At 50.0% G+C, this 24,425-nt stretch carries 21 protein-coding genes and 2 pseudogenes; 15 read left to right on the plus strand and 8 right to left on the minus strand.

Annotation, left to right across the window (positions count from 1 at the left end):
- Window positions 1-64: 64 nt before the first annotated feature.
- The 4 genes and pseudogenes from ACTQ33_RS10510 to ACTQ33_RS10525 all read left to right on the plus strand — a co-directional run bounded on the left by ACTQ33_RS10510 (window position 65) and on the right by ACTQ33_RS10525 (window position 2,236).
- Complete coding sequence (locus tag ACTQ33_RS10510) at window positions 65-319, plus strand: type II toxin-antitoxin system HicA family toxin (protein ID WP_441464557.1); 255 nt, start codon at window positions 65-67, stop codon at window positions 317-319.
- Window positions 316-657 carry a type II toxin-antitoxin system HicB family antitoxin gene (locus ACTQ33_RS10515; protein WP_441464558.1) on the plus strand — a complete coding sequence of 114 codons (342 nt, stop codon included), beginning with the start codon at window positions 316-318 and terminating at the stop codon, window positions 655-657. Before ACTQ33_RS10510 ends, ACTQ33_RS10515 begins: the two co-directional genes overlap by 4 nt.
- A gap of 304 nt (window positions 658-961) precedes the next feature.
- Window positions 962-1,060, plus strand: a pseudogene (locus ACTQ33_RS10520) (AbrB/MazE/SpoVT family DNA-binding domain-containing protein); the annotation flags it as partial.
- A gap of 252 nt (window positions 1,061-1,312) precedes the next feature.
- Window positions 1,313-2,236 (plus strand): exopolyphosphatase, encoded by a 924-nt coding sequence (locus ACTQ33_RS10525; RefSeq protein ID WP_441464559.1) that lies wholly within the window; start codon window positions 1,313-1,315, stop codon window positions 2,234-2,236.
- Between the two features lie 319 nt (window positions 2,237-2,555).
- On the opposite strand, the gene dhaL is transcribed toward ACTQ33_RS10525, so the two are convergent.
- The 3 genes from dhaL to ACTQ33_RS10540 are packed head-to-tail and all read right to left on the minus strand — an operon-like array spanning window position 2,556 to window position 5,321.
- The gene (gene dhaL, locus ACTQ33_RS10530) at window positions 2,556-3,197 is read right to left on the minus strand and encodes a dihydroxyacetone kinase subunit DhaL (RefSeq protein WP_441464560.1); all 642 of its coding nucleotides are present in this window, start codon (window positions 3,195-3,197) and stop codon (window positions 2,556-2,558) included.
- Between the two features lie 11 nt (window positions 3,198-3,208).
- The gene (locus tag ACTQ33_RS10535; RefSeq protein ID WP_441464620.1) at window positions 3,209-4,204 is read right to left on the minus strand and encodes a dihydroxyacetone kinase subunit DhaK; all 996 of its coding nucleotides are present in this window, start codon (window positions 4,202-4,204) and stop codon (window positions 3,209-3,211) included.
- A gap of 37 nt (window positions 4,205-4,241) precedes the next feature.
- The gene (locus tag ACTQ33_RS10540) at window positions 4,242-5,321 is read right to left on the minus strand and encodes an alcohol dehydrogenase catalytic domain-containing protein (RefSeq protein ID WP_441464561.1); all 1,080 of its coding nucleotides are present in this window, start codon (window positions 5,319-5,321) and stop codon (window positions 4,242-4,244) included.
- A gap of 506 nt (window positions 5,322-5,827) precedes the next feature.
- On the opposite strand from ACTQ33_RS10540, the gene ACTQ33_RS10545 reads away from it, so the two are divergent.
- Window positions 5,828-6,967, plus strand: a complete 1,140-nt coding sequence (locus ACTQ33_RS10545) for an ROK family transcriptional regulator (RefSeq protein ID WP_441464562.1) — start codon at window positions 5,828-5,830, stop codon at window positions 6,965-6,967.
- An 82-nt stretch (window positions 6,968-7,049) separates the two neighbouring features.
- Here ACTQ33_RS10545 and ACTQ33_RS10550 read toward each other — a convergent pair whose 3' ends face one another.
- The 4 genes from ACTQ33_RS10550 to ACTQ33_RS10565 all read right to left on the minus strand — a co-directional run bounded on the left by ACTQ33_RS10550 (window position 7,050) and on the right by ACTQ33_RS10565 (window position 11,193).
- Window positions 7,050-7,499, minus strand: a complete 450-nt coding sequence (locus ACTQ33_RS10550; protein ID WP_441464563.1) for an RpiB/LacA/LacB family sugar-phosphate isomerase — start codon at window positions 7,497-7,499, stop codon at window positions 7,050-7,052.
- Between the two features lie 114 nt (window positions 7,500-7,613).
- Window positions 7,614-8,642 carry a substrate-binding domain-containing protein gene (locus ACTQ33_RS10555; protein WP_441464564.1) on the minus strand — a complete coding sequence of 343 codons (1,029 nt, stop codon included), beginning with the start codon at window positions 8,640-8,642 and terminating at the stop codon, window positions 7,614-7,616.
- 58 nt (window positions 8,643-8,700) lie between these two features.
- The gene (locus tag ACTQ33_RS10560) at window positions 8,701-9,672 is read right to left on the minus strand and encodes an ABC transporter permease (protein WP_441464565.1); all 972 of its coding nucleotides are present in this window, start codon (window positions 9,670-9,672) and stop codon (window positions 8,701-8,703) included.
- Between the two features lie 27 nt (window positions 9,673-9,699).
- On the minus strand, window positions 9,700-11,193 hold the full coding sequence (locus tag ACTQ33_RS10565) for a sugar ABC transporter ATP-binding protein (protein WP_441464621.1): 1,494 nt from the start codon (window positions 11,191-11,193) through the stop codon (window positions 9,700-9,702).
- 741 nt (window positions 11,194-11,934) lie between these two features.
- Between ACTQ33_RS10565 and ACTQ33_RS10570 the strand changes: the two genes are divergently transcribed.
- Complete coding sequence (locus tag ACTQ33_RS10570; RefSeq protein WP_441464566.1) at window positions 11,935-13,122, plus strand: DUF6076 domain-containing protein; 1,188 nt, start codon at window positions 11,935-11,937, stop codon at window positions 13,120-13,122.
- 226 nt (window positions 13,123-13,348) lie between these two features.
- On the opposite strand, the gene ACTQ33_RS10575 is transcribed toward ACTQ33_RS10570, so the two are convergent.
- Window positions 13,349-13,699 (minus strand): hypothetical protein, encoded by a 351-nt coding sequence (locus ACTQ33_RS10575; protein WP_441464567.1) that lies wholly within the window; start codon window positions 13,697-13,699, stop codon window positions 13,349-13,351.
- 411 nt (window positions 13,700-14,110) lie between these two features.
- On the opposite strand from ACTQ33_RS10575, the pseudogene ACTQ33_RS10580 reads away from it, so the two are divergent.
- From ACTQ33_RS10580 to ACTQ33_RS10620, 9 genes and pseudogenes are all read left to right on the plus strand, one after another.
- Window positions 14,111-14,332: pseudogene (locus ACTQ33_RS10580) on the plus strand (AAA family ATPase); the annotation flags it as partial.
- 167 nt (window positions 14,333-14,499) lie between these two features.
- Window positions 14,500-15,228: a relaxase/mobilization nuclease domain-containing protein gene (locus ACTQ33_RS10585; protein ID WP_441464568.1), complete on the plus strand. Its 729-nt coding sequence runs from the start codon at window positions 14,500-14,502 to the stop codon at window positions 15,226-15,228.
- Between the two features lie 81 nt (window positions 15,229-15,309).
- Complete coding sequence (locus tag ACTQ33_RS10590) at window positions 15,310-15,570, plus strand: hypothetical protein (RefSeq protein ID WP_441464569.1); 261 nt, start codon at window positions 15,310-15,312, stop codon at window positions 15,568-15,570.
- A 484-nt stretch (window positions 15,571-16,054) separates the two neighbouring features.
- Window positions 16,055-17,254, plus strand: coding sequence for a mandelate racemase/muconate lactonizing enzyme family protein (locus ACTQ33_RS10595; RefSeq protein ID WP_441464570.1), 1,200 nt, complete (start codon window positions 16,055-16,057; stop codon window positions 17,252-17,254).
- Between the two features lie 39 nt (window positions 17,255-17,293).
- Complete coding sequence (locus ACTQ33_RS10600) at window positions 17,294-18,706, plus strand: APC family permease (protein ID WP_441464571.1); 1,413 nt, start codon at window positions 17,294-17,296, stop codon at window positions 18,704-18,706.
- 67 nt (window positions 18,707-18,773) lie between these two features.
- Window positions 18,774-19,976 (plus strand): mandelate racemase/muconate lactonizing enzyme family protein, encoded by a 1,203-nt coding sequence (locus ACTQ33_RS10605; protein ID WP_441464572.1) that lies wholly within the window; start codon window positions 18,774-18,776, stop codon window positions 19,974-19,976.
- A 230-nt stretch (window positions 19,977-20,206) separates the two neighbouring features.
- Complete coding sequence (locus ACTQ33_RS10610; protein WP_441464573.1) at window positions 20,207-20,962, plus strand: FadR/GntR family transcriptional regulator; 756 nt, start codon at window positions 20,207-20,209, stop codon at window positions 20,960-20,962.
- 284 nt (window positions 20,963-21,246) lie between these two features.
- Entirely contained in the window at window positions 21,247-22,272 is a 1,026-nt protein-coding gene (locus ACTQ33_RS10615) for a virulence RhuM family protein (protein ID WP_441464574.1), read from the plus strand.
- A complete protein-coding gene (locus ACTQ33_RS10620; RefSeq protein WP_441464575.1) occupies window positions 22,269-24,425 on the plus strand; it encodes a stage V sporulation T C-terminal domain-containing protein in 2,157 nt (718 codons plus the stop codon). The genes ACTQ33_RS10615 and ACTQ33_RS10620 overlap by 4 nt, the downstream gene beginning before the upstream one ends.

The following is a 24,425-nucleotide window of genomic DNA, read 5'->3' on the forward strand; positions in this document are numbered from 1 at the left end:
AACTATTTTTAGTTGCATTTCCCCTCCAATCTGCTATACTGTACATAGAAGGAAGTGGTCCTCCATGGGGCAAAAAGAAAAGCTGATCCAGCGTCTGAAATCCAGACCGAAAGACTTTACCTTTGAAGAAGCGGAATCGCTTCTTCGGTACTTCTCCTATGAACGCAGCGACAAAGGACGCACTAGCGGCTCCAGAGTCATGTTCGTCAGCGCAGAACACCCACCCATTTTAATGCACAAGCCCCATCCACGGAAAGAACTTCTCAGCTATCAGGTAAAGCAGCTTCTGGAACTTCTGAGTCAGGAGGGTCTTGTATGAACAATATTATGGAATATCAGGGCTATGTGGGCAGCGTGGAGTTTTCTCAGGAGGATAACCTGTTCTATGGCAAAGTAATGGGTATCCGCAGCCTGATCTCCTACGAGGGAACCACCGCTAAGGAGTTGGTGGAGGATTTTCACCGTGCAGTAGAAGATTATCTTCTGCTGTGCAAAGAAACTGGGCAAGCACCCGAAAAAGCCTATAAGGGCAGCTTTAATGTTCGGATTTCTCCGGAACTTCACCAGAAAGCCGCCGTTTATGCTGCCACGCATCAGATGTCCTTGAACCGCTTTGTGGAGAAATCCATCGAGCAGTATGTCGCATTACAGCAGTAATGTTTTTGACACTTGTATAACACAACCACCCATTGTGTTATTTTAAGGCCAAAACATTATTTTCCAGTTTCCACTTTGGTAATATAATACCGTTTTCTTTTACCGCAAATATTACAAATAACGCACTTTTTCGACAAAACCAATTTATTCCTGTTTGCAGCATCCCACTTTTGTATATTTTTCAAACTTCTGCCTATACTAACGATACATTCGGAAATTGTATTTATTTCACCTTATTTCGTAGTGAATAGACAGTTTTTCACCGAATTAAGTTAGAAGTTTAGAGTGGAGGTTTTTGTAAAATATGAAAGCAACAGGTATCGTGCGCCGTATTGACGATCTGGGCCGCGTCGTCATCCCCAAGGAGATTCGCCGGACGCTGCATATCCGGGAGGGCGACCCGTCACAGACTACATGGACACAGTCAGAGCGATTTTCCTTTGGCCTGCTGGATTTGGCAAAGCGCCGTGGATGGTAAGCCAGCAGGTCTTTCGTGATTTCACGCCAGTTCCCTGACATATTGTGGTATAACTTGTGGAGGCCGCTACCGGCTAGCAAGTAGAGATTGCATAGTTTAGGTGTACATGCTATACTGAAACCATCGATTCTTTATTTTTTCATGGTATTACTACATCACCGAGGGGGAACTAGAATTATGAGACTGGTAACACGTTCTGATTTTGACGGCCTGGCCTGCGGTGCGCTGCTGCTGGAAGCCGGCATCATCGACAGCTGGCAGTTTGTCCATCCGAAAGATTTGCAGGACGGCCTGTTTACGCCGGGGCCTGCGGATTGTCTGGCCAATGTGCCCTATGTGGAGGGCTGCTCCTTGTGGTTTGACCACCATTCCAGCGAGCATGAGCGTCTGGAATTGGCGGGCAAATACCAGGGAGAGAGCCGTCCGGCTCCGTCCTGCGCCCGTATTATTTATGAATACTACGGCGGCCGGGATCGCTTTCCGCAGTTTGATGAGATGATGGCGGCCGTGGACAAAGTGGACTCCGGCAATCTGACCATTGAGGATGTTCTGAACCCCAAGGGCTGGGTTCTCATCGGCTTCCTTATGGACCCCAGAACTGGCCTCGGCAGATGGAGACAGTTCACCGTCTCCAATTACGCCCTGATGGAAGAGCTGATGCACGCCTGCCGGACCATGAGCACCGCGGAAATTCTGGCGCTGGACAACGTCCGGGAACGTATTGAGGTTTACCAGGAGCAGACTGAGAAGTTTAAGGAAATGGTGGCCCGTTACACCCGTGTGGAAGGAAATGTCATCATTTCCGACCTGCGCGGTGTAGACCCCATCTATACGGGCAACCGCTTTCTAATCTACAGCCTGTATCCCGAGCAGAACATCTCCGCCTGGATCGTCAGCGGCCGCGGCGGCCACGGTTGCTCTGCGGCGGTGGGCTACAGCATTCTCAACCGGACGGCCACACTGGATGTGGGCCATCTGATGCTCAAATATAACGGCGGCGGCCACAAGCAGGTAGGCACCTGCCAGTTCTCCGATGAAAACATGGAAACAGAGCTGCCCAAAATGCTGAAAGAACTGTGCGACCTGGCCAACCAAGCGTAAACTGCACAGGTGCTGTAGCAAGAACAAAATTTCCTCAAATACATTTAGATAAAAATCACCGTGAAACTCCAGTAATGAAGTTTCACGGTGATTTTTTATAACACAATTATTTTCCAGTTAGACACAAGAACTGCATTTTACAATAAGCCCTGTTTTTTTGAACGGATATCCACTGTCAAAGCACCGATTTCCTGACGTTTCTTGTTGTGGTATAATGAATTGTTAGGAATTACAAAAATGAAGAGGAAAGCCCCAATTCTGGAACTTTCCTCTTTGTTTTGGGACCTTTTTGACAACCCCTTTATATTTCTCCAATGGTTTATGCAATCAACGCAAGCATTGCATCGGCCATGGCAGTGAGGATAATGCAGCAAGAGGTAGCACCCGCATCCAGCACACCACGGGAACGCTCGCCCAAACGGCTGGAGCGGCCAAACTTAGCGACCATGTCCTTAGTGGAATCGCGGCCAGCAGCAGCGGCATTCTTCATGTTGGTCAGCACCTCGGCAAAGGGCGTACCGGCTTCCGCAGCTTGCTTCAGCGCATCTACCGCGGGGCTAAGCGTATCAACCAGTGTCTTGTCGCCCACCTGGGCCTGTACAATCTCCTGCAATCCAGCCAGCCCGGCGGCCAGCATAGCAGCCAACTCCTTAACGCCGATCTCCTCGTACTCATTGCCCACATCAGAGGCATCCATCAAAATCGTGCCGTAGATTGGGCCCATGGAACCACCGATCTCAGAGAACAGGATATTGCCCAGATTGAACAGACCCTCGCTGAAGGAGAACTCCTCACCGCCAAAGCGGGTCTCGAACAGGGTAAACCCTTTGTTCATGTTCATACCATGATCGCCGTCACCGATCAGTCCGTCCACTTCACCCAAATAGGCTTTATTGTCCTGAATGGCCTTTACCATGGCCATCAGAATCGGCTTACCGTTTTGATTCAGAAAGCTGTTCATGGTCTTCTCCCTCATTTCTGCTGCATGCCCATACAATTGACAGGCATATCGATCAATTCTTTCAGTTCGTCATCCAGTTTCATAACCGTCAACGTAGCACCCATCATTTCCATGGATGTAAAATAGTTGCCAACATAGGAACGATGGATGCGAATGCCCTTCTCCGTCAGCAGCTTTTCAATCTCATCGTAAAGGACATACAGCTCCATGACCGGTGTTGCACCCAGACCAGACACCAGAACCGCCACTTCGTCACCTTCTACAAAGGGATAGTCAGGCAGAACCACATCCACCATGCGCTTGGCAATGCCGGCAGCGTCTTCCAGTTCCACAACAGCGATACCAGGCTCACCATGGTGGCCAATGCCCACTTCCATGGTGCCGGGCTTAATCTCAAAATTGGGATGTCCCACAGCAGGCAGCGTACAAGGAGCTAAGCCGATGCCAATGCTGCGAGTATTATCGATGGCTTTCTGTGCTGCGGCAATGACTTCGTCCAAGCTGCCGCCCTTGGCAGCCTTGGCGCCGCCGCACTTCCACATAAAGACCTCGCCAGCCACGCCACGGCGCTTCTCGCGCTGATCCTTGGGAGCCGAAGCCACATCATCGTTGGCCACAACGGTCTTGACCTCAATGCCCTCGCGCTTAGCCATCTTGACAGCCATTTTGACGTTCATGTTATCGCCAGAGTAATTGCCGTACAGGCAGGCAACGCCATTACCCTGATTGGTGCAGCGGAAACCATCCAGAAAAGCGGCTGCGGTGGGAGACGAGCAAATCTCGCCGACTGCGGCAGCATCACACATATTCTCACCCACATAGCCGATGAAAGCAGGCTTATGGCCGGAGCCACCGCCGGTAACGACACCAACCTTGCCCTGGGGAATATTCTTAGCCTTGACCACACGAGGATTGTCGGTAGCCTCTACGATATCGCTGTGGACCTTCAGAAAGCCCTTGAGCATTTCATCGACAATATTGTCGGGATCATTCATAATTCTGGGGATCTTAATCATTGGAATCTACCTCCTGTGTGATGGGGTCTCAGGGAACCAGGACAACCTTCATGGCGCCGTCCTTACCGGTCTTGGCCAGTTCAAAGCCCTTCTCCCACTCGTCCAGGGAGAACTTATGGCTGACGACGCCATCGGTAGGCAGTTTGCCGCTGCCGATCCAGTCGATGACCGTGTCGTAGCAGAAAGGGCTCAGGTGGACACCCAGCAGATCCAGTTCCTTACGGTCGGAGATAATGCTCCAGTCCACGGTGACCGGCTGGCCAAACACGGAGAACTCCACAAAGCGGCCCATCTTGCGAATGGCATCCAGACCCTGCTGCACGCTGGAGGGATGGCCGGTGGCCTCAATATAGATATCGCAGCCGTAGCCATCGGTCATTTCCTTGATCTTCGCTACCACATCCTCCTTGGCGGGGTTCATAACGATATCCGCGCCAAACTCCTTGGCCTTGGCCAGACGGGTCTCGTTCATATCCAGGACGATGAGGCAGGCGGGATTGTACTGGCGCAGAGCACCAACCATGCCCAGGCCCAGAGTTCCGGCGCCGGACAGTACCACCACATCGCGGGGCGTCACTTGAGCGCGCTCCACGCAGTGGAAGGAGCAGCCATAGGGCTCAATGAGGGCGGCCTTTTCGATGGGCATATCGGCAGGTACCAAATAAGGCAGAGCTTCCTTGGTCAGACGCACATATTCAGCCATGCCGCCGTTGACGTTGTTCTGGAAACCAAACAGGTCATGCTTTTCGCACATCCAGTGTCTGCCGGTCTTACAGAAGCGGCACTCGCCACAGGGAACAATCTGCTCGGGGCAGATACGGTCGCCGATTTTCCAGTTGCCCTTGACATTCTTGCCCATTTCCACAACCGTACCAACAAACTCATGGCCGGGAATCATGGGAGCCTTGATGTACTTGGGCTGGCCGTCAAAGCCCCAGAAGCTGGCAGCGCCGCCAAACGCCTTCACATCGCCGGCACAGATGCCGCAGGCCTCAACCTTCAGGATCATTTCACCCTCACCGGCATGGGGAGTATCTACAATCTCCAGGCGGTAATCGCCAGGGGCATAGGCAACAATGGCTTTCATTTTTTCAGGCAGGTTACTCATAGAAAATCGCTCCTTTTTTACATTACAATTTTATTGTGCTGTTTTCTGTTCTAAAAGTCTCTATATCTTTTGTCTTGTTATTTGACATAAGTATACTCGTGAGCATCCGTAAAATCAATCCGGAATTTTCCCAATAATTCAATAAAATTTTGTGCAACATGCCATTTTAAATTGGTATCAATAAATTTCCAGTCCTCTAATCCAATTTCCACATATTCATTTGTCTATAATTTCTATGCTTTCTATCAAAAATCCATCAATTTGTCCTATCTCCAGCGCGTTTTACCGGTCAGTCTTCGTCAAAGCAGTTGCACGATATAGCCTTGCATAGTATAATTAAGAGTATAAGGTTTTCCAAAATCACTTTTGTATTTAAATTATACAAATCTTCTTTGAAGTTAGATAGCAGCATCTTCTCGAACTATTGTCATATCACCGCCGCACAAAGGAGTGAAGTGCAGCATTCCAGCATCAAACAACTTCACCGAGAAAAGAGGAAAGAAGCCATGTCGGCCAACACAACCGCTCTCAAACACTTGACGCGTGAGCAAGTACTCTCCTATATTTACACACATCGCAGCACCACCCAGAAAAATCTCAAGGATGATTTGGAACTTAGTCGTCCCACCATCATCCAAATACTAAAGGAATTCGAGGATCAAGGTCTCATTTGCAAAGGCGACCCTCAGGAATCCACCGGCGGTCGCCGGGCCACTAGTTTTGATTTTGCGCAGAAAGCCAAGTTAGCCGTTGGTGTCGAATTGCTTTCCAGCCACTACGAGATTGTCATTCTGGATTTGTATGGTGAAACCATCTGCTGCAAGCGCTATGAGCTGCCCTATCAGAATGACAGCGATTATTACATTCGAGTTTGCCATTCCATCGACGCCACCATTGCAGAAGCCAAACTATCACCAGCGGATATTTTAGGCGTTGGCATTGTATTGCAGGGTCTGATATCCACCGACGGCACTCAGGTTGTCTACGGCAAAATTCTGGGCTGTACCGGCTTGACAATCGATTGTTTTACCGATCATCTCGCCTATCCATGCCAGTTTGTCCACGACGCCGAAGCGGCCACGTTGGATGAATTGTGGCAATCCCCTTCTTTAGACAACGCTATTTATATCAATATCCGCAGCAACATGAGCGGCGCTATTATCGTCAATCGTCAATCTCTGAAAGGTACCGAGTTAAAAAGCGGCGTGTTTGAGCATATGACCATTGTGCCTAATGGCAACCCCTGTTACTGCGGAAACCGCGGCTGTCTCGACGCCTATTGCTCCACCCAGGCGCTGCTAAAAAAGGGAGAAGCCCTCAGCGACTTTTTTCATCAACTCCGTACAGGCAACACTGCCGCAAAAGCGCGTTGGATGTCATATCTCCATTATTTAGCGCTTGCCATCAATAACCTGCATATGTTTATGGACTGCCCCATTATCCTGGGTGGTACCGTGGCACAGTATCTGCAAGGCAGTGATTTGAAATTGCTTCACCAAACCATTCAAGACAATACCGCGTTTCCCACCGACCGTAAGTTTATCAAGGTAACCTGTTGCCCTGGCTCTCCCATCAGCCGCGGTGCGGCATTGCCATATATTAAACGGTATCTTCAGACACTTTTAGGTGAGGATTTTCGGTTTTAACTGTATAGCCCCCTGGCAAAAGCGGAAACGCTTTTGCCAGGGGGCTTATTATATGGCTGTAGAAACCATTCGACCTTGTGTATTATACTGCATTGCAGTGCTGCTGCTCGTAATCCACAATGGCGTCTACCTTTTTACCGGAGCGCTCATTATATACGTAGTTGCAGTCCAAATACGCTTCAATCAGCTCTTTGCCCAACATGTCACCGGTCACCTGGCTTCCCAAGGTAATAATGTTGCAATTATTGGACAGACAGGCGCGTTGAGCCGAATAGACATTGTTAATGTTGGCCGCGTATGCGCCTTTAACCTTGTTGGCCGCCAGCATTACGCCGATGCCCGTACCGCAGAACAAAATGCCGCGGTCATATTCCTTCGCTGCCACCGCTTCCGCTACGCGGATTGCTACGTGGGCATAGATGACATCATCGCTGCCAAAATCCGTAACCTCATGGCCCAGGCTTTTGATAAATTCTATCATTTCCTGCTTGTATGCTTCCGCATTGGGATCGCAGCCCACCGCAATTTTCATAGTTGATACCGCCTTTTCTATGGTAAATTCCATGTTTTAGACATGTTTTTTCAAAAAGGAGAGGCACCGCAGCGCGGTACCTCTCCCAGCGTTGCCGTATAATAGGTCAACCGATTACTTGATCATCTCGGCAAAATCCAAATCAGCGTTGGCATAGTCTGCCACATTGGTCTCGTCGATGACCACAGTACCAGCGTCCACAAAGGACTCCACTTCTTCACCGTTAAGAACCTTCAGCGCCGTGTCAACAGCGGTCTGGCCCAGCAGAACAGGATCGTTGGATGCAGTGCAGGCATAGGTACCTTCCTCGATGCCCAGAACAGCCTCCATCAGACCATCAACACCGCAGACCAGAATGTCGGTAAGACCCTGCTCCTGGCAAACCTGTGCAGCACCGATGGCCATATCATCATTGTGACCAAAAATGGCCACAACGTCCTTGTTGGCCTGCAGCAAATCCTGCGTAGCAGGAATGGCCTTGGAGCGGTCATAGTCACAATAAGCAGACTGCACAATGGTCAGGCCGGGAGCCGCCTCCAGAGCCTCATGGAAACCATCGCGTCTGTCCATCATAGTGGTGGAGCCGGCAGTACCCTGGATTTCCAGCACAGTGCCAGTTGCCTTATCGGGGCCACCCAGCAGCTCAATCAGGCGTTCACCAACCAGTCGGCCCATTTCCTTGTTATCACGGCCGACCCAAGAGATGTTACCGCTGCGGACATTCTTATCAACGGTGACGACAGGGATATTGGCACGGGCGCAGGCATCGATACCAGCGGAGGGGCCATCCTCGTTCACAGGGTTGGTGATCAGGATATCAATGCCTTGCGTAACCAAGTCCTGAATGTCTTTATTTTGCTTTGCCACGTCGTTGTCGGCATTGAGGGATACCACTTTGACACCTTTGGTCGCGGCGTACTCCTCAATAATCGGAGTCATGTTGGCAAAGAACGGGGTATCCTGGGAGCAGTTGGAGAAGCCAATGACAAATTCATCCGTGGTCTCGGTGCCAGTGGTGCCGGTCGTAGTGTTGCTTTCATTGGTGGAGGTTTCGGTGGTAGTGGTCTCACCGGAGCCACAAGCAACCATGCCCAGAGCCAGAACAAGAGACAGAGCAAGCGCGGTCAGTTTCTTCAGTTTCATTTTCGTCATCCTCCTAAATATTCAGACCGGAAACAGTCTGAGGAATACAAAGTTTCTCTTATTTTTTGGCAGCCTTCTGCTTGGAAACCACACGGTTCAGCAGCAGGGCCAGAACGATAATTAAGCCTTTTGCAATTCTTTGATAGTAGGAAGGAAGGCCCACCAGATTAAAGATGTTCGTCAGGATTTGGAGCAGGAACACGCCGCCAAAGGTGCCCCAAATGGAGCCTGCGCCGCCGCTGAGGGAAGCACCACCAATGACACTGGCCGCAATAGCGTCCAACTCATAGCCATCACCGGCAGTGGGTTGGCCGGTAGACATCCAGGAAGCCGTCAGGATTCCCGCGAAACCAGCCAAGATTGCGCTGAGCATATAGGTCAGAGAATAATTGATCTTGGTGCGGATACCGGACAGCATAGCAGCTTCCCGGTTACCGCCAATGGCAAACAGGCTCCGTCCGAACACGGTGTATTTCAGGACAAGGGCAAAAATCACAGTGAGAACAATCCAGAAGATGCCGCTGACCGCCACCTTATTAAACAGGAAGCCGCCGCCAAGGAACTTGAAGGGACCAGAGAGACCAAAAACAGGGTTGCCGCTGGTGGTCAGCAGCGCTGCACCACGAGCAATTTCCATCATAGCCAGCGAAGCGATGAAGTCAGGAAGCTGATAACGGGAGATAAGTACACCGGTAAACAGGCCCATTACTGCACTGACAGCCAAGGCTGCCACGATGCCCAGCACCATACCTGTAACCGTTCCGCCGAAATGATCCACAATTATGGCGCAGATCATACCGGCGAATGCCAGAACCGAACCAACCGAAAGGTCAATGCCACCCAGCAGGATGACCAGCGTCATCGCAATGGCCACAATACCGGGAATGGAGGCCTGCTGCAGTAGGTTCAGGAAGTTGCCGATGGTCAGGAAGTTGGGAGAGAGAATTGCGGATATGCCGATGAAGATCAGCAGCATAATAATGAGATTATACCGTTTGATGATCTCATTGAAGGTCAGTTTCGTTTTCATTTCAATGGTTCCTCCTTCTTACCTCTGTCAATTAACCATCTGGGAACTGGGTTTGCCGACGACAGAAGCATGAAGTATGTAATCGCTGGAGAACTCAGCTCTGTTGACCTGAATTACCTGTTCACCGTCGTACATCACATGAATATTGTCGCAAATTCTAAGCAGTTCCTCCAATTCCGAGGAGACGACAATGACGCTCTTGCCCATCCGGGTCATTTCGCCGATCAGCTTGTATATCTCTGCCTTGGCGGCCACATCAATGCCCTGGGTAGGTTCATCCAGCAACAGGATATCGCAGTCTTTCATCAGCCATTTCGCCAAAATAATTTTCTGCTGATTACCGCCGGAGAGATTGCCGGCTATGGTGTGCACATCCGGCGTCTTGATCCGGAGGCGCTCTTTGTAGGAGTTACATTCCTCGAAAATACGCTTATAGTGGAGTTTACCTCCCATACGGAATTTCCGAAGCGCCACCATGGACATGTTCTCCCAAACCGGAAGCGGCAGCACCAAACCCTGGGTTTTCCGGCTCTCCGGCGCCAGGCCGATGCCGTTTTGGATGGCGTCCTTAGTACATTTGAATGTCACCGGTTTACCGTGGAGATAAATCTCACCGCTGCTGGGCGGGACAACACCAAAAATTGATTGGAGGATTTCGGTTCGTCCGCTGCCCACTAGGCCATACAGCCCCAGGACCTCCCCTTTATGCAGCTGGAAACTGACGTGGTTAACCTTGTGATTGCACAAATCTTTCAGTTCCAGCACAACCTCATCAGAGACCTTATGCAGCTTCCGTTCCTCCTGCTGTCCCTGAGACATGGTAACACCGGTCATATATTCTACCAAGGTGTTTTCATCCAACTCATGTGTCCCCTTACAGGTGACAAACCTGCCATCTCGCAAAACAGTAATGCGGTCACCCACCAGAAACAGTTCCTCGAGATGATGAGAGATATAGATGATGGTAATACCCTTGGCTTTCAAGTCCTGAATGACCTGAACCAAGATCTGAAACTCATTCTTGGAAAGGGTGGAAGACGGCTCATCCATAACAATCAGCTTGGCATTACAGGCAATGGCCTTCATAATCTCTGTCAGCTGACGTTGACCAATGTTGAGATCCGCAATGCGTGCCTTGGCATCGATGCGAATGTTGAGACTGTCCGCCAGCTTTTGCGTATCCTCATAGACTTTTTTCCAGTCAATTTTGCCGCCTTTTTTAGGGTAATTATTGATGTAGACATTTTCACCCACGGTCAATTCGCTAAACAGCGACAACTCCTGGTAAATGACCGAAATACCTTCTTTTCGGCGTGCCTCCGTTCCGTGCCAACTCAACTGTTTGCCGTCAAAGATGATTTTACCGCCATCCTCTTTGTAGGCACCGGAAAGTATTTTCATCAAAGTCGATTTTCCAGCGCCATTTGCACCGATCAAGCAATGGACCTCCCCGCGTTTTACCATGAAATCCACTTGATCCAGCGCCTTAACGCCCGGAAAGACTTTATCAATCTTTATCATTTCAAGAATGTTGTCATTCTGCAATTGTAATACCTCCCATCTGTATCTCTTTATGTTCTGAAAAATCTATTGACTAAAGTTTAGCGGAATCGCGGTGTGAAATCAATTGGTTAGGTATACAAGGAAAATAGAAGATTTTGTATCTTTTGCATAAATTGATGCATTTATATCTATTATTATTTGTCTGATTATCGAATTAAGATACTGTCCTTAAACATTCTGTGCCACAAAATCCATTGTATCCCGCTCTCCAGCCCATATATAGACGCCAATAATTTCAGTTATCTTTATGAAATTATAATTATATAAGTGCGCTTTATTTATATAAATTAAATTTAACTATTGTTTACTAGTATTTACCATGCATGAGTAATTTCAGATATCCATACACGATACCAAAACCATCAAGACCCAGCTTTTTTATCTCAACATCAGCAAAGCGCCTGCAGATTCTGTTCTGCAGGCGCTTTACCAAGGTCATGCTCTTTTCTAAAGCACACAAAATATTGAATAGCATGCTATAATTCAAGGGGGGTGGGCAGGTTTTGCGAGACCAGTCAATTTCCGGATAATATTTTATATTCCGTATGTTTTTCTATTGCCAAATTCTGTATTTTCCGGTATGCTGATGACAGAATCAGCTAGCGTGGACAAGTTCAGAAGTTAGCACTGCTGAAAGAAATAACGGAATTATAACGCATGAAAAATAGAGATATCATAGACCAGGAAGGGCAGGTTTCGATGCCATATTATGAAATGAGTTTGGAAAACGGTCGAGAATATATCTACGAAAATAACTTTGATGTTGCCGAGGCAGCCATGGGGCTATGGCTGATTGTATTTCTGGATGTGGATTGGCTTGGATATCAAACACTGGCCGAGCAGCTCTGGGAGGAAGGAGACACCATCCCACCGGAATGTGGCGACCAGGACTACATAGAACAATGGCAGATAGGCTATGCCAGGAAAGTGGCAGAGTGGTACTGGCATCTAAAATCGGAACTGTCGCCCCAGCATCCTTTACTAAAGCTGTTGGTGGAACAGCAGTTTCACAATCACTTTCATGTGGCATTACAGCCAGATCCCATGTATGAACTGTCACCGGAGATGCAAAGGAAACTACAATCAGAGTGCCTGGAGTATATGAAACTGATTGATAAACCATCGGAATCAGGCAGCCAGTGCTGGGTGCATCCCGATTATCTCAGGGAATGGCTTCGGTTTGTGGCGCAAATTTTGCATCAGCTCCACGATTGTCAGCAGAAGCTGACCCCTCTGCTGGACCGGGTGATGCATGGAGAGGACGAAAATCATGACAGTATCCTGTCCCGATACTATGCACTACAGAAATTTGATTTGCCGTTTCAATGCTTGGTGGAATCGAGCTATCGGTTTCTGTCGCCTCAGTTTCACATTACAAAGCGCCGCAAAATGTACCGGTATGACAAAAACAAAGTCCGATACTATGAGGATGAGAAATTGGAGGGACACACCTATATGGCCACCGATGCACTCCATGCCCTGACTATCTGGGAATTTGAAATGGTGTGTGCCCATGAAATTCAGCTTCGGCGGTGCGCCCATTGCAATCGGTATTTCATTCCCTATTCGGTAGTCAACTGCTATTGCGACCGGCCTGTGGAAGGCAAAAACGGAAAAACGTGCAAAGACATTGGAGCCATGTCCAAGCATCAGCAGAAGGTCAACCGGGACGAGGCAAAAAAGCTGTATCGCAAGGTGTGCAACCGGATACAGACGGCAGCAAAACGGCGAATTGTACAGTACCCGGATATTCTGCGACAATACAAAGAGGCGCAGCTGCGTGGGCAGGAGCTGCTGGAACAGGTGGAGACGGGACAGATCACCTATGAGGAGTTTCAGGAGCAGTTTGATAAAACAACAGAGGAATTGCTGGGCATACCAAAGTAATCATCACATAAATCGTAAAATACCGCCGACGGCATGGCGCATGGCTGCGCTTGCCGTCGGCGGTATTTTTTGAATAATCCACACAGAAAAATATCATTTCCCACAGAAAAAATACAGGAATTTTACATATCCACAGCAAAATAAATCATTGCCGACAGAAATACTTTCCCACGCCTTGAAAGTTCAATGGGATACATGGTATGGTGTCCGTATCAACCGCAGGTGCTTACTCAGAGGAGGAGGCATTACGGTCGTTAGCATCAAGAATACCGTGGAGCTGGGCAATCACAAGCTCCTGCTGCTCTGGGCGCAGTTGGGCAAACAGGCGGGCGAATTCCTGCTCCTGCGGAGTGGACGCAGAGGATTCCGGCAATGGTTCTCCCAGAAGTTCACTGACAGTCACGCCCAGATAGTTGGCCAGTAAACTCATTTTTTCGATAGATGGCAAGACACCTCTTTGCTTCATGGCAGAAACCAAATCCTTACCAGCTCCACTTTCACGACCGGCAACAGTCGGTGTAATACCATTTTTATCACAAAAATTTTGAATATTTTCGACAATTTTAGCGGTATCCATGCAATATCACAACCTTACTTGTGGAAAATAACGAAATCTAAAATATAATGCTATATTGCTTGACAATATTAAATATTAGATTTATTATTGGGATATGAGAAAACTCTCTCTATAAAATCTATTATTTTATATTCTACCATATTTCATAAACTGGAGCAAGTGAAAGGAGGATACGCTCCGTATCTTTACGAAAGGAGATCTTGTATGGAAGAACAAAAAACAGCTGCCCTGAACCCGTCTGGGCCAACAGACGGAGGGCAACTGCCTGCAATTAGCACAGACAGTATAGCAGGGACAGCAGAAAAAATCAATGTATCTACGGGAAAAACCAGTCAAGAATTGGATTTTATGCAGAAACTACAGCAATTACAAAATCCCAACTATCTGCCCATGGTGGAGATCGGAGAATTGATGGAACAAGTTTTTACAGGAACTCCAGCCATCATTGACGATCTGCTGTTCCAGGGGACATACATCCTGGCTGGTGCGCCAAAGATTGGGAAGTCTTTTTTAGTGGCTCAAATCGCCTATCATGTCAGCACCGGTCAATCCTTTTGGGGGCATTCGATTCATCCGGGGCCGGTATTGTATCTGGCCCTGGAAGACCAATACCGGCGGATTCAGGAGCGCATGGCTCGGATGTTTGGCGTAGAGTATCAGGGGAATCTTCTGATTTCTGTTTCTGCCAAGCGGATCGGTCTGGGATTGGATGGACAAATGGAGTATTTTCTGGAGCTGTACCCAAAAGCCAGACTTATGCGCAGAACGGTGAGAAGGTCACCAGCGGCCCGGAGAAGACCATGTATGTTACAACCTTACATTGCCGTCGTGACCATGCCTATGAGGATATGCAGTATGTCAAGCGGCACTTCAACAAGACCGGCGGGAACTTGGCCTACCACTGTGTTCAGAGCTTCAAGACCGGTGAAGTGTCCCCGGAGCTGTGCCACCAGTTGGGCGTGGAATTGGCCAAAAGAATGTGGGGTGACCGGTTTCAAGTACTGATCGCCACCCATTTCAATACCGGTACTTACCATAATCATCTGGTCATCAACTCGGTAAGCTACAAGGACGGCCAGAAGTTCAACTGCGATAAGCGGGCATTTTACCGCATGCGGGAGATCTCTGATGCACTGTGCCAGGAGCACAATCTGACAGTCATTGAGTATCCCAAAGGCAAAACGGCCCGCAGTCTCTACTTTGCCGAAAAACAGGGCGAGCCGACCCGATATAACCTCATGCGGCAGACCATCGACGAGTGCATTGGTGTCAGCAGCGACTTTGACTATTTTCTCAAAAGTCTCATCCGTCGGGGCTATGTGCTGGACTGTGCGCCCAACCGAAAATGTCCCACCATCCAGGCCATCGGCAGCAAGAAACCCGTGCGGCTGTATCATTTGGGCGAAGGGTACTCCGTACCTGAAATTCAAAAGCGCATTCACAAGCTGGCATTGGGAATCCGATACAGCAGAGAACGCGAGGATGAGAGCGTTGAACCCGGAAACAGTTCCTATTCTCTTAGCCAGTGATTGATCTGCTGTAATCTGGTCCTAACGGTGTATAACTTTTAACGAGATAGAGGAAACTGTTGGAAAGGAGATGATGGCCCATTGCACATGCACGTACAAAAAGAGCGTAAACTTGTCGAGCTGTGGCTGACCCGAACAGAAAAAAATGACGCAGCTTTTCAGGAAACATTGAAACCCATTTATCAGCAATACAAGGCGCAGAACTATCTGATCGCGGTTTTTTTATCTGGAGAATCGGATCTATACCAGCAAACCCGAGATCTGCTGCTCTATAATCGCCGCCGTCTGGCGGAGCAGGAAGTCCAGGCCCGGAAAGATACCGCCGCGTCTATGCCCACATAGTACTCGGGAGAACCCGTCGTAGAGTCTTTCAATTCTACGGCGGGTTTTGTATTATTTGGCAGACTTAAAATAGCAGAAAATACTGTGAAATTAAGACTTATTAGATTCAAATGAGCGCAAATTCTCTCCTGTTTTACTTCTCTCAGAAGATTTTTTGAGTAGACAATCTCCTTGAGCGACTTATAATTTCTCCCAGCAGGGCCAATGTGTACCATATGCAGCGCAGCGTTTTGCCTCCGTTGTGCAATCTGGGAATGCCTTTAAGCAGAGATTACAGGTACACGTTCATGTAACTTCGTAGCAATGGATTTAATTGGTAATTTTCAGGTTTATATATCATAAAATTTTAAAGGCCTATTTGGAACTATTTACAAAATTCAAAAACTTATTCTGGGTTCCCTTGACATTGTTGTGTAATTGCTTAATAATTCAGTTAGCGAACAACTCAATAACATTGCAAGCGAATAGTTGAAGGAGGAGAAACATGAAGATTACAGAAATCGAAGTATTCCGTCTACCCACAGCCAACAGTAAACAGAACAGCCCCATTGGCTGCCGCATCCACACAGATGCAGGCATTTGTGGCGACGGTGAAGCCGGTATGGCATACGGCGTGGGTGGCAGCGCAGCCTTTGGCATGGTCTGTGACTTGGCCGAACTGATCGTGGGTATGGACCCGTTACAGACAGAACTCATTTGGGAAACCATGTACAAAAAGACGTTCTGGGGGCAGAATGGTGGTCCGGTGGTATTTTCCGGTATTGCCGCCATTGATGTGGCTCTGTGGGACATCAAAGGCAAGTATTTTAAAGTCCCGGTTTACCAACTCCTGGGTGGAAAAGTTCGTGACAAACTCCGCACCTATGCCAGCCAGCTGCAATTTGGCTGGGGCCAGACCGGTGTCAGTGAACATCTCTGGGCGGTAACACCGGAAGATTACGCCCATAACGTTAAGCTGGCCATTGACGAAGGGTTTGACGCCATCAAAATTGACTTTTTTGATCGCGATGAAGAGGGTAAACCCTTAAACTGGCTGGATACCACCGGTCTCCTGACGCCCAAGCAGCTGCACATGGTGGAGGCCCGTATGAAAGCCGCACGGGAAGCCGCTGGCGATGATGTGGACATTATCATGGAGAACCACTCCTACCCGGATGCACTGGGTGCTGTACAGTTGGCACGTCTGGCGGAAAAATACGGTATCATGGCCTTTGAAGAGCCGAATACTCCCACCACGCAGACAGTGGAGTATATTACCAAATACACTTCGGTGCCCATTGCCAATGGTGAACGGTTGTTCTCCCGCTGGCAGTACGCCGAGTACTTTAAGAAAAATCTGTTGCAGCTGGCGCAGCCGGATATTGGCAACTGCGGCGGTATCTCCGAAGTGAAGAAAATCTGCGATATGGCCCATGCCTATGATGTGGGCATCCAGGTTCATGTGGCCGGAAGTCCCTTGGCCACCAATGCCGCACTGCATGTGGAGTGCTCCATTCCCAATTTTATCATTCATGAGCATCACACCTGCAACCGCATGGATACCTGCCTGGGACTGACAAAATACAATTTGCAGCCGGAAAACGGTTTCTTTACAGTACCCGATCTGCCGGGCATCGGCAATGAATTTTTGCAGGAGGCTATTGATCGGGCAACGTTGTACAAGGTTGTGAAGGCGGCAAACTGACAACCGTAAAACTACAATGAGAAATGAGGGAGCATCCATATGGCAATTAAGGTTATCCGAGAAAAAGAACCCGGTCCCGGTACGCTGGGAAAGCCTGAGCTGTATGCGCTGGCCATTGGCCAGGTCATCGGCGCCGGCGTTATCACATTGATCGTTCCCGCAATTAAGATGACGGGCTACTCCGCCTGGCTGGCATATCTGGTAGCCATCATCATGGGCTTTATCATGATTTTGCCCAATGTCTTTGTGTCCTCTACTGTTCGTATGGCTGGCGGCAACTACTCCATGCTCTGCGGCATGGCAGGCCCCAATGTGGCCGGTGTGTTCGCGTTTATGTACTTGACGCAGTGCTTGAGTTTGAGCCTGTTTGGTGCATCGGCCGCTGCGTATTTGGGTGATATCATCCCTGCCCTCAGCGGCTCCGGTGCTCGGCTGGTTGTAGGTGCCGTTCTTTTGACGTTCTTCTATGTAGTCAACCTGATGGGTGTAGACATCATGGCAAAGGCCCAAAAGATGATGACCTGGCTGCTGATCGCTGCACTGATCCTGTTTGCCATTGTGGGTATTGCCAAAATGCAGCTGCCCATTTTTGACTTCAGCGATCCCAATTTCCTGGTCAATGGTTGGGGCATTACCTTCACCGACGGCCAGATCAGCGGCGGCTTCACTGGTGCCATTCTCCTGTTCGTCTATTCCACCCAGGGCTATTACATGACGACCTCCTACGGACGTGACGCCAAAAACGCTCGCCGGGATATCCCCATCGTTCTGCTGATGGCGGTTCCCACCCTGATTGTCCTCTATGTTGGTGTGGCCATGGCCGGTGTGGGTGTCATGAGCCTGGAGGAGTATGGCGATTCCACCACATTGGTCTTTGCGGCCCAGCGGATTTTCCCGACAGCGCTGTTTTATATCTTCATCATCGGCGGCCCCATTATGGCTCTGCTGTCTACTCTGAACTCCAGCTTTGCCTATAATGCGATCAACATTGGCCAGTCCTGCGATGATGGATGGCTGCCCGCAGCGTTCGGCAAGAAGAACAAGAACCATGCCCGCGTCTGGATTTTGACCTTTATGTATATCGCTGGTATGATTCCCATTGTGTTCGGCCTGTCTATTACGGTTATCACCAATATGACCCAGCTGTTCACGTCCTGCTTTGCTCTGCTGAACTTCCTGGCATTTATCAAACTGCCCAAGCTGTATCCCGAGGCTTGGAAACAGTCCCGGTTCCATATTCCCAACGGCGCCTATTACGCTATTTGCGTGATTTCCCTGCTGGGCTTCATCGTGGTGCTGTGGAAATCCTGCCTGTCCATGAGCCCCCTGCTGGCTGTGCTGAATGTAGCTGCCATCGTGGTGCTGAGCGTAATCGGCATTGTTCGCGGTAAAACCGGCAATGTTGCCATCAAGACATCCCTGTGGGCTGCTACAGGAGAAAATGAAGGGTAAAACCGTACCATGGATATCGCCCGTATGGGGCGATATCCATGGAGAAAATTGAAAGGAGATATCTCTTATGAAAATCACAAGTGTGGAGTGCTACCTGGATGATTTTATCACCGTAAAGGTTAACACAGACGAGGGAATCAGCGGCTTTGGTGAAGCCGGCTTGGCCTACGGCAACTGCTGGGAAGCTGCGTTCGGTCAGTGCCAGGATTTTGCAAAGCTGGTCATCGGTATGGACCCCTTCAATACGGAGGAGATCTGGGAGCACCTGCACCGGCATACCTTCTGGGGCATGGGCGGCGGCGTTGTCATCACCTCCGCCATGGCGGCCATTGACACGGCCTGCTGGGATATCAAGGGCAAAGCGTTGGGCGTACCTGTCTACAAGCTCATCGGCGGCAAGACCAATCAGAAACTCCGGGCTTATGCCTCCCAGCTGCAATTCGGCTGGAGCGATCTCATCGGCAAAAACAACAACGAGGGCCTGGGTCTGCTGTATGATCCCAAGGACTACTTCGAGGTAACTAAAAACGCCATCCGCGATGGCTATGACGCCATTAAGGTGGACCCGGTCTTTGCTCCCACAGATCCCTCTGTACCGCTGCCGTACATCTGGGGCAACCAAGGAACCCATGTCCGCGGCTGCTACCGCTACCATGATTTGCAGCGCTCCGTGGAGCGCATCGCCGCCTGCCGCGAAGCCGGTGGTCCGGATCTGGACATCATTGTGGAGATTCACTCCCTGCTGGATGCCAATACGGCTGCTGAGTTGGGCAAGGCGCTGGAACCCTACCACATTATGTATTTTGAAGAGCCCACCAGCCCCGAGAACGCCAGCAACTTCCGCCATATCAAAGAGAAGTGCAATCTTCCTTTGGCCACCGGTGAGCGCAGCTACACCCGTTGGGGCTTCCGTCAGTTCTTTGAGGACCGCACCCTGTCTGTGATTCAGCCGGACCTCTGCAACACCGGCGGTATCACGGAGACGAAGAAAATCTGCGATATGGCTCAGGTCTATGATATGGGCGTACAGATTCATGTCTGCGGCGGCCCCATCGCCACCGCTGCGGCCTTGCAGGTGGAGGCGGCCATTCCCAACTTTACCATCCATGAGGAGCATAATGCCAACCTGCTGAACAAGTTCAAGAGAGCCGGTAAGTATTACTACGCTCCGGTCAATGGTGCCTATGAGATTCCCGATCTGCCCGGCATCGGTCAGGAGATGAGCGAGGAAGTCCTGGCCAATGCCCGCAAGAAAGTTGTCATTGAATAAAGTTTATCGTTGAACTCCTCTTTCTTCATACACTCCCATAGCAAAAGCGGCAGCTTCTTTGCGGCATGTCCACAGAGAAACTGCCGCTTTGCAACTGTTTTCTCAGTGGAGAAAGCAGTTGCAAAGCGGTGGTTTTCGACTATAATAAAATATGGATGCGTTCCGCCTGCTCAGGGCGGAGAATATCGAGAGAGCATTGTTTGGTGACACAGAGAGGGAATCAAAGTAGTATGGAACAAAGAAGCAGAAAAAAAATCAGCCGTGTATCAATTGTGGATCAGGTATGTGCATCCATCAAACAAGATATTGCCGATGGTACCTGGAAAGAGGGCAGCAAGCTCCCGTCGGAAGCAGAATTTGCAGAACTGTTCGGTGTCAACCGGCTCAGTGTTCGCATGGCTTTACAGAAACTCAGCACGCTGGGAATTATTGAGACCCGAGTAGGAGAAGGCTCCTATGTCAAACGCTTTTCGTTGCGGCCCGTACTCAGTGAGGTCGCTGTATTTTACGAGGGGGAAGAGCGGTATGAGGAGGTACGCCAGCTGAGATTTCTGCTGGAAAGTGAGTGTATGCGCCTTGCACTGCAGAAGGCCACCGACGAGGAGCGAGAACAGTTGAGACAAGCGCTGCAGTATTATTATGAGATGGCTGCGGAATTCCACAAGGACATCCATGATGAAACTCGGCTGGACCAGGTGGTAGACGCCGATTTTCAGTTCCACTATCAGGTAATTCGTATGAGCCACAATCGCTTGTATCGGGATATTTATCAAATGGTACAGGTGCTGATCCGTGAACATATCAAGCGGCTGCTGAGTCGCCGTACACAAGCGCGAGAAGAACAGGGCCTGCCCCAGAATTTGATTAACGAGACCCATGAAGAAATCTACCGTGCCATACGGGATTCCAATGCCAATGTTGTAGAACGGCTTTGTGCTGAAATGTTGGGCATCATTCCGGTGCCGGGTATGGATATATTTGATTAAGCTGGAATAGGCATTGCAATTACACGTTCTGCTATCCGGAAAGGTCAAGGTCATATATCGAGAGCTTTGGGAATATTATTGGGGAAAAGTTTTAGATTGACTTCTTGAGAATAACGCAAAGAGCAAGATTGGGAACCCCTTGGGGCTTCAAATCTTGCTCTTTTTATCTCATTGGGCAAAAAGCCCTATGCTTTATTTTACACTTGCATTTTTTTCAATACAGAGTTACAATGTTATCTGTAATTATTATATAGTTTTATTCTTCTATTGGTAGGGAGGTATTTATGGAATCCGTTCCTATGCAGCAGGGCGAAATCCTGCTCTATAACAACAACGGTGAAAAAGAGTTTGTCAGTGTGGTGTTTCGGGAGGAAACATTCTGGCTCACGCAAAGCGGAATGGCAGAGTTATTTGACTGCACAACAGACAATATCTCTCTGCACCTAAAAAATATCTATGCGGAGGAGGAGCTAACGCCGGAAGCAACTACCGAGAAATTCTCGGTGGTTCGTCAGGAAGGTTCCCGACAGGTTCGCCGCACCTTGGAGCACTACAATCTGGATGCCATTATTGCTGTAGGATACCGTGTGAACTCCAAAAAGGCCACCCGCTTCCGTCAGTGGGCCACAAAAACGCTGAAAGAGTACATCACCAAGGGCTTCGTCCTCAATGATGATATGCTGAAAAACGGCAAGCCCTTCGGCCGGGACTACTTCGACGAGCTGTTAGAGCGCATCCGGGAAATTCGGGCCAGCGAGCGCCGGGCCTACCAGAAGATTGCCGACGTGTTTGAACAGTGCAGCTACGACTACGACAAAAACAGTGACACCACAAAGGCATTCTATGCCTTTGTGCAGAACAAGCTCCACTTTGCCGTCACCGGCAAGACGGCGGCGGAACTGATTGCGGAACGGGCCACCCTGGACAGCCCCACCATGGGCCTGACCACCTGGAGGGGTGCGCCGGGCGGAAAAATTCTGAAAAGCGACACCCTGGTGGCTAAAAATTACCTCAACGAGAAAGAGCTTTCCCGGCTCAATCGGCTGGTGACCATGTTTATCGACTACGCCGAGCTCATGGCCGAGGATGAGCAGCTCATGAGCATGCAGGACTGGCTAGACGAGACGGACCGTTTTTTGACCAACAACCGTCGAAAGGTGCTGGAGGGCAAAGGCCATGTCTCCCGAGAAGCAGCAGTAAAAAAGGTTAGCGACATCTACGCGGAATTCCGCAAAAAACAGGATGCAGACTACGTCTCCGAGTTTGACCGTGCCATGGAGCACTATCTGAAAGGCGGTGGGAATCCGTGATTGAAACATTTGATATTGCAGGCTACTGCCGTATTTCTGTAGACGATGAACTGGACCGGGACAACGTATCCATTGAAAACCAGAAAGCGATCATTCAGGACTTTGTGAAGCAGAAATTCCCCGGCAGTACCCTCACCTTTTATGAGGACAGGGACCGCTCCGGCTACACCTTTGAGCAGCGCGAGGGCTACCAGACCATGCGGAACGGGTTGATGGCCCATCAATATGACATTCTCATCATCAAGGATTTCTCCCGTTTTTCCCGCCGCAACAGCCGCGGTCTGGTGGAACTGGAAGACCTGCGAGACGCTGGAGTACGGATCATTTCCATCGGAGACGGCATCGATTTTCCCAATGATGATGATTGGCTGAAAATCCAGTTTCAATTCCTCATCAACGAAATGCCCGTCACGGACACCAGCAAAAAAGTGCGGAATGTTATCAAGCGACGGCAGGCCGACGGCAAATGGATTTGTGCCGCCCCCTATGGCTATCTCATCAACCAACGACAGGAATTTGAGATTGTCCCCACAGAGGCCGACATTGTCCGTACCATTTTCCGTCTCTACAACGAGGAGGGCTGGGGTTACAAAAAGATCGCCAACTATCTCACGGAACAGGGCATCCCCACCCCCCGGATGGCTGAGCGTGACCGGAAAGAAGCCGCCGGAGCCGAATACCGGCGCACCGTCAAATCTTCGTGGGCCATCGTCACGGTACAGGGCATTCTGGACAACGATTTTTACATCGGCACCCTGCGTCAAAGCAAGTACACACGAAAAAAGATCAACGGCAAGGACGTCCGGCAGGATGAAGCCGAACAGATAGTCATTGAACGCCATCACCAGCCCATTCTGGACTATCGCACCTTCGCCACCACCCGGGCCCTGCGGGAGAAACGCAGCACGTCCAACTATCGGGGCATCAAGAAGTATGACAATGTGTACTCCGGCTTTCTCACCTGCGGTGACTGCGGCGCACCCATGTTTGCCATGAGCCGCAGCGATTTGAAACCGGCCTACACCTGCGGCACTTACCATCGCCGGGGCCGGGCAGGCTGCACCTCCCACCACATTCGAGTGGATAAGCTGGATGAGCTGTTGAAACTTTACATCCGGCGGGTTATGGATCATTCCGCAGATATGCTGGAACGGCTCAATCAAGACCTAGAACGGGAGCAGGAGGACGTGGTCGAGACCGAGCAGAGCGCCGACCATCTGGCGTCGGTACTGGCCGAGCTCCAAGAAGAATTGAAGGTCACCAAGCGGCAGCGCATCCGGGACCTGATGAAACACCCGGAACAGGAAGCCCTGCTGGAAGAGACCTACGACGAGTTGGAATCTGACTTACAAAAGAAGATCGAGGGCATCAGCCACCAGATTGAGCTGCTAGCCGACAAGCGGAACACCATCATCCAGGTCAACCGGGCCGCCCGGACGGCCCTGGAAGTCTTTGAGGATATTCTGAAGAAAGACCATCTGGAACGCAACGACTTGGAATTGATTATCGACCACATCAAGATCTATGAGGACCATCTGGAGATTCAGCTGCAAGCCGACGTGGACGCTATCTTGCAGTCTGCCGCCCAGGAGGAAGCCGTAAATTTTAAGTCCGGCATCGAAAATATCGTATCGTGCCGCATTGTCCAATCTGCCACCCATCAGAAGGACAAGGTTTTCGATGTCCATGTTATCAGTGACGGTGACCCTCTGGAGATTTATACAGAAAAGGACGGCGAAGTGATCTTTAAAAAGTACTCCCCCATGGGAGACCTGTCGGACTTTGCCGGTCAACTGTGTGAGTCCATTTACAAGAATACCGGCCATCTGGCTGCCATCAGCGACCGGGACACCGTGATTGCCCTTTCCGGTGGTCACCGTCGGGAGCTGGGCGACAAGCGTGTTTCCAACGCCCTGGAGCAGCTGATGGAGCAACGCAAATCCTACCGATACGCCCCCGGCGTCCAGCCGGTCCCTGTGGTAGACGGCTCCGACCATCACACTGTCGGCGTCGCAGCCCCCATCCTGGCCGAGGGCGACGTTCTGGGCAGTGTGGTCCTGGTGACCCAGGCCGATGAGCCGCCCCTGTCTGAGGACGATCAGAAGCTGGCCCAGACTATTGCGACGTTTCTGGGCCGCCAGATGGAAAGTTGA

This window comes from Candidatus Avoscillospira sp. LCP25S3_F1 (genome assembly GCF_052117125.1).
GTDB lineage: Bacteria > Bacillota > Clostridia > Oscillospirales > Oscillospiraceae > Avoscillospira_A.

Excerpts from the sequence above, each read along its gene's own strand:
- ACTQ33_RS10510 (WP_441464557.1), top strand. The coding sequence starts at position 65 with ATGGGGCAAAAAGAAAAGCTGATCCAGCGTCTGAAATCCAGACCGAAA.
- ACTQ33_RS10515 (WP_441464558.1), top strand. The coding sequence starts at position 316 with ATGAACAATATTATGGAATATCAGGGCTATGTGGGCAGCGTGGAGTTT.
- ACTQ33_RS10525 (WP_441464559.1), top strand. The coding sequence starts at position 1,313 with ATGAGACTGGTAACACGTTCTGATTTTGACGGCCTGGCCTGCGGTGCG.
- dhaL (WP_441464560.1), bottom strand. The coding sequence starts at position 3,197 with ATGAACAGCTTTCTGAATCAAAACGGTAAGCCGATTCTGATGGCCATG.
- ACTQ33_RS10540 (WP_441464561.1), bottom strand. The coding sequence starts at position 5,321 with ATGAGTAACCTGCCTGAAAAAATGAAAGCCATTGTTGCCTATGCCCCT.
- ACTQ33_RS10545 (WP_441464562.1), top strand. The coding sequence starts at position 5,828 with ATGTCGGCCAACACAACCGCTCTCAAACACTTGACGCGTGAGCAAGTA.
- ACTQ33_RS10550 (WP_441464563.1), bottom strand. The coding sequence starts at position 7,499 with ATGAAAATTGCGGTGGGCTGCGATCCCAATGCGGAAGCATACAAGCAG.
- ACTQ33_RS10555 (WP_441464564.1), bottom strand. The coding sequence starts at position 8,642 with ATGAAACTGAAGAAACTGACCGCGCTTGCTCTGTCTCTTGTTCTGGCT.
- ACTQ33_RS10560 (WP_441464565.1), bottom strand. The coding sequence starts at position 9,672 with ATGAAAACGAAACTGACCTTCAATGAGATCATCAAACGGTATAATCTC.
- ACTQ33_RS10565 (WP_441464621.1), bottom strand. The coding sequence starts at position 11,193 with ATGATAAAGATTGATAAAGTCTTTCCGGGCGTTAAGGCGCTGGATCAA.
- ACTQ33_RS10570 (WP_441464566.1), top strand. The coding sequence starts at position 11,935 with ATGCCATATTATGAAATGAGTTTGGAAAACGGTCGAGAATATATCTAC.
- ACTQ33_RS10575 (WP_441464567.1), bottom strand. The coding sequence starts at position 13,699 with ATGGATACCGCTAAAATTGTCGAAAATATTCAAAATTTTTGTGATAAA.
- ACTQ33_RS10585 (WP_441464568.1), top strand. The coding sequence starts at position 14,500 with ATGTATGTTACAACCTTACATTGCCGTCGTGACCATGCCTATGAGGAT.
- ACTQ33_RS10595 (WP_441464570.1), top strand. The coding sequence starts at position 16,055 with ATGAAGATTACAGAAATCGAAGTATTCCGTCTACCCACAGCCAACAGT.
- ACTQ33_RS10600 (WP_441464571.1), top strand. The coding sequence starts at position 17,294 with ATGGCAATTAAGGTTATCCGAGAAAAAGAACCCGGTCCCGGTACGCTG.
- ACTQ33_RS10605 (WP_441464572.1), top strand. The coding sequence starts at position 18,774 with ATGAAAATCACAAGTGTGGAGTGCTACCTGGATGATTTTATCACCGTA.
- ACTQ33_RS10610 (WP_441464573.1), top strand. The coding sequence starts at position 20,207 with ATGGAACAAAGAAGCAGAAAAAAAATCAGCCGTGTATCAATTGTGGAT.
- ACTQ33_RS10615 (WP_441464574.1), top strand. The coding sequence starts at position 21,247 with ATGGAATCCGTTCCTATGCAGCAGGGCGAAATCCTGCTCTATAACAAC.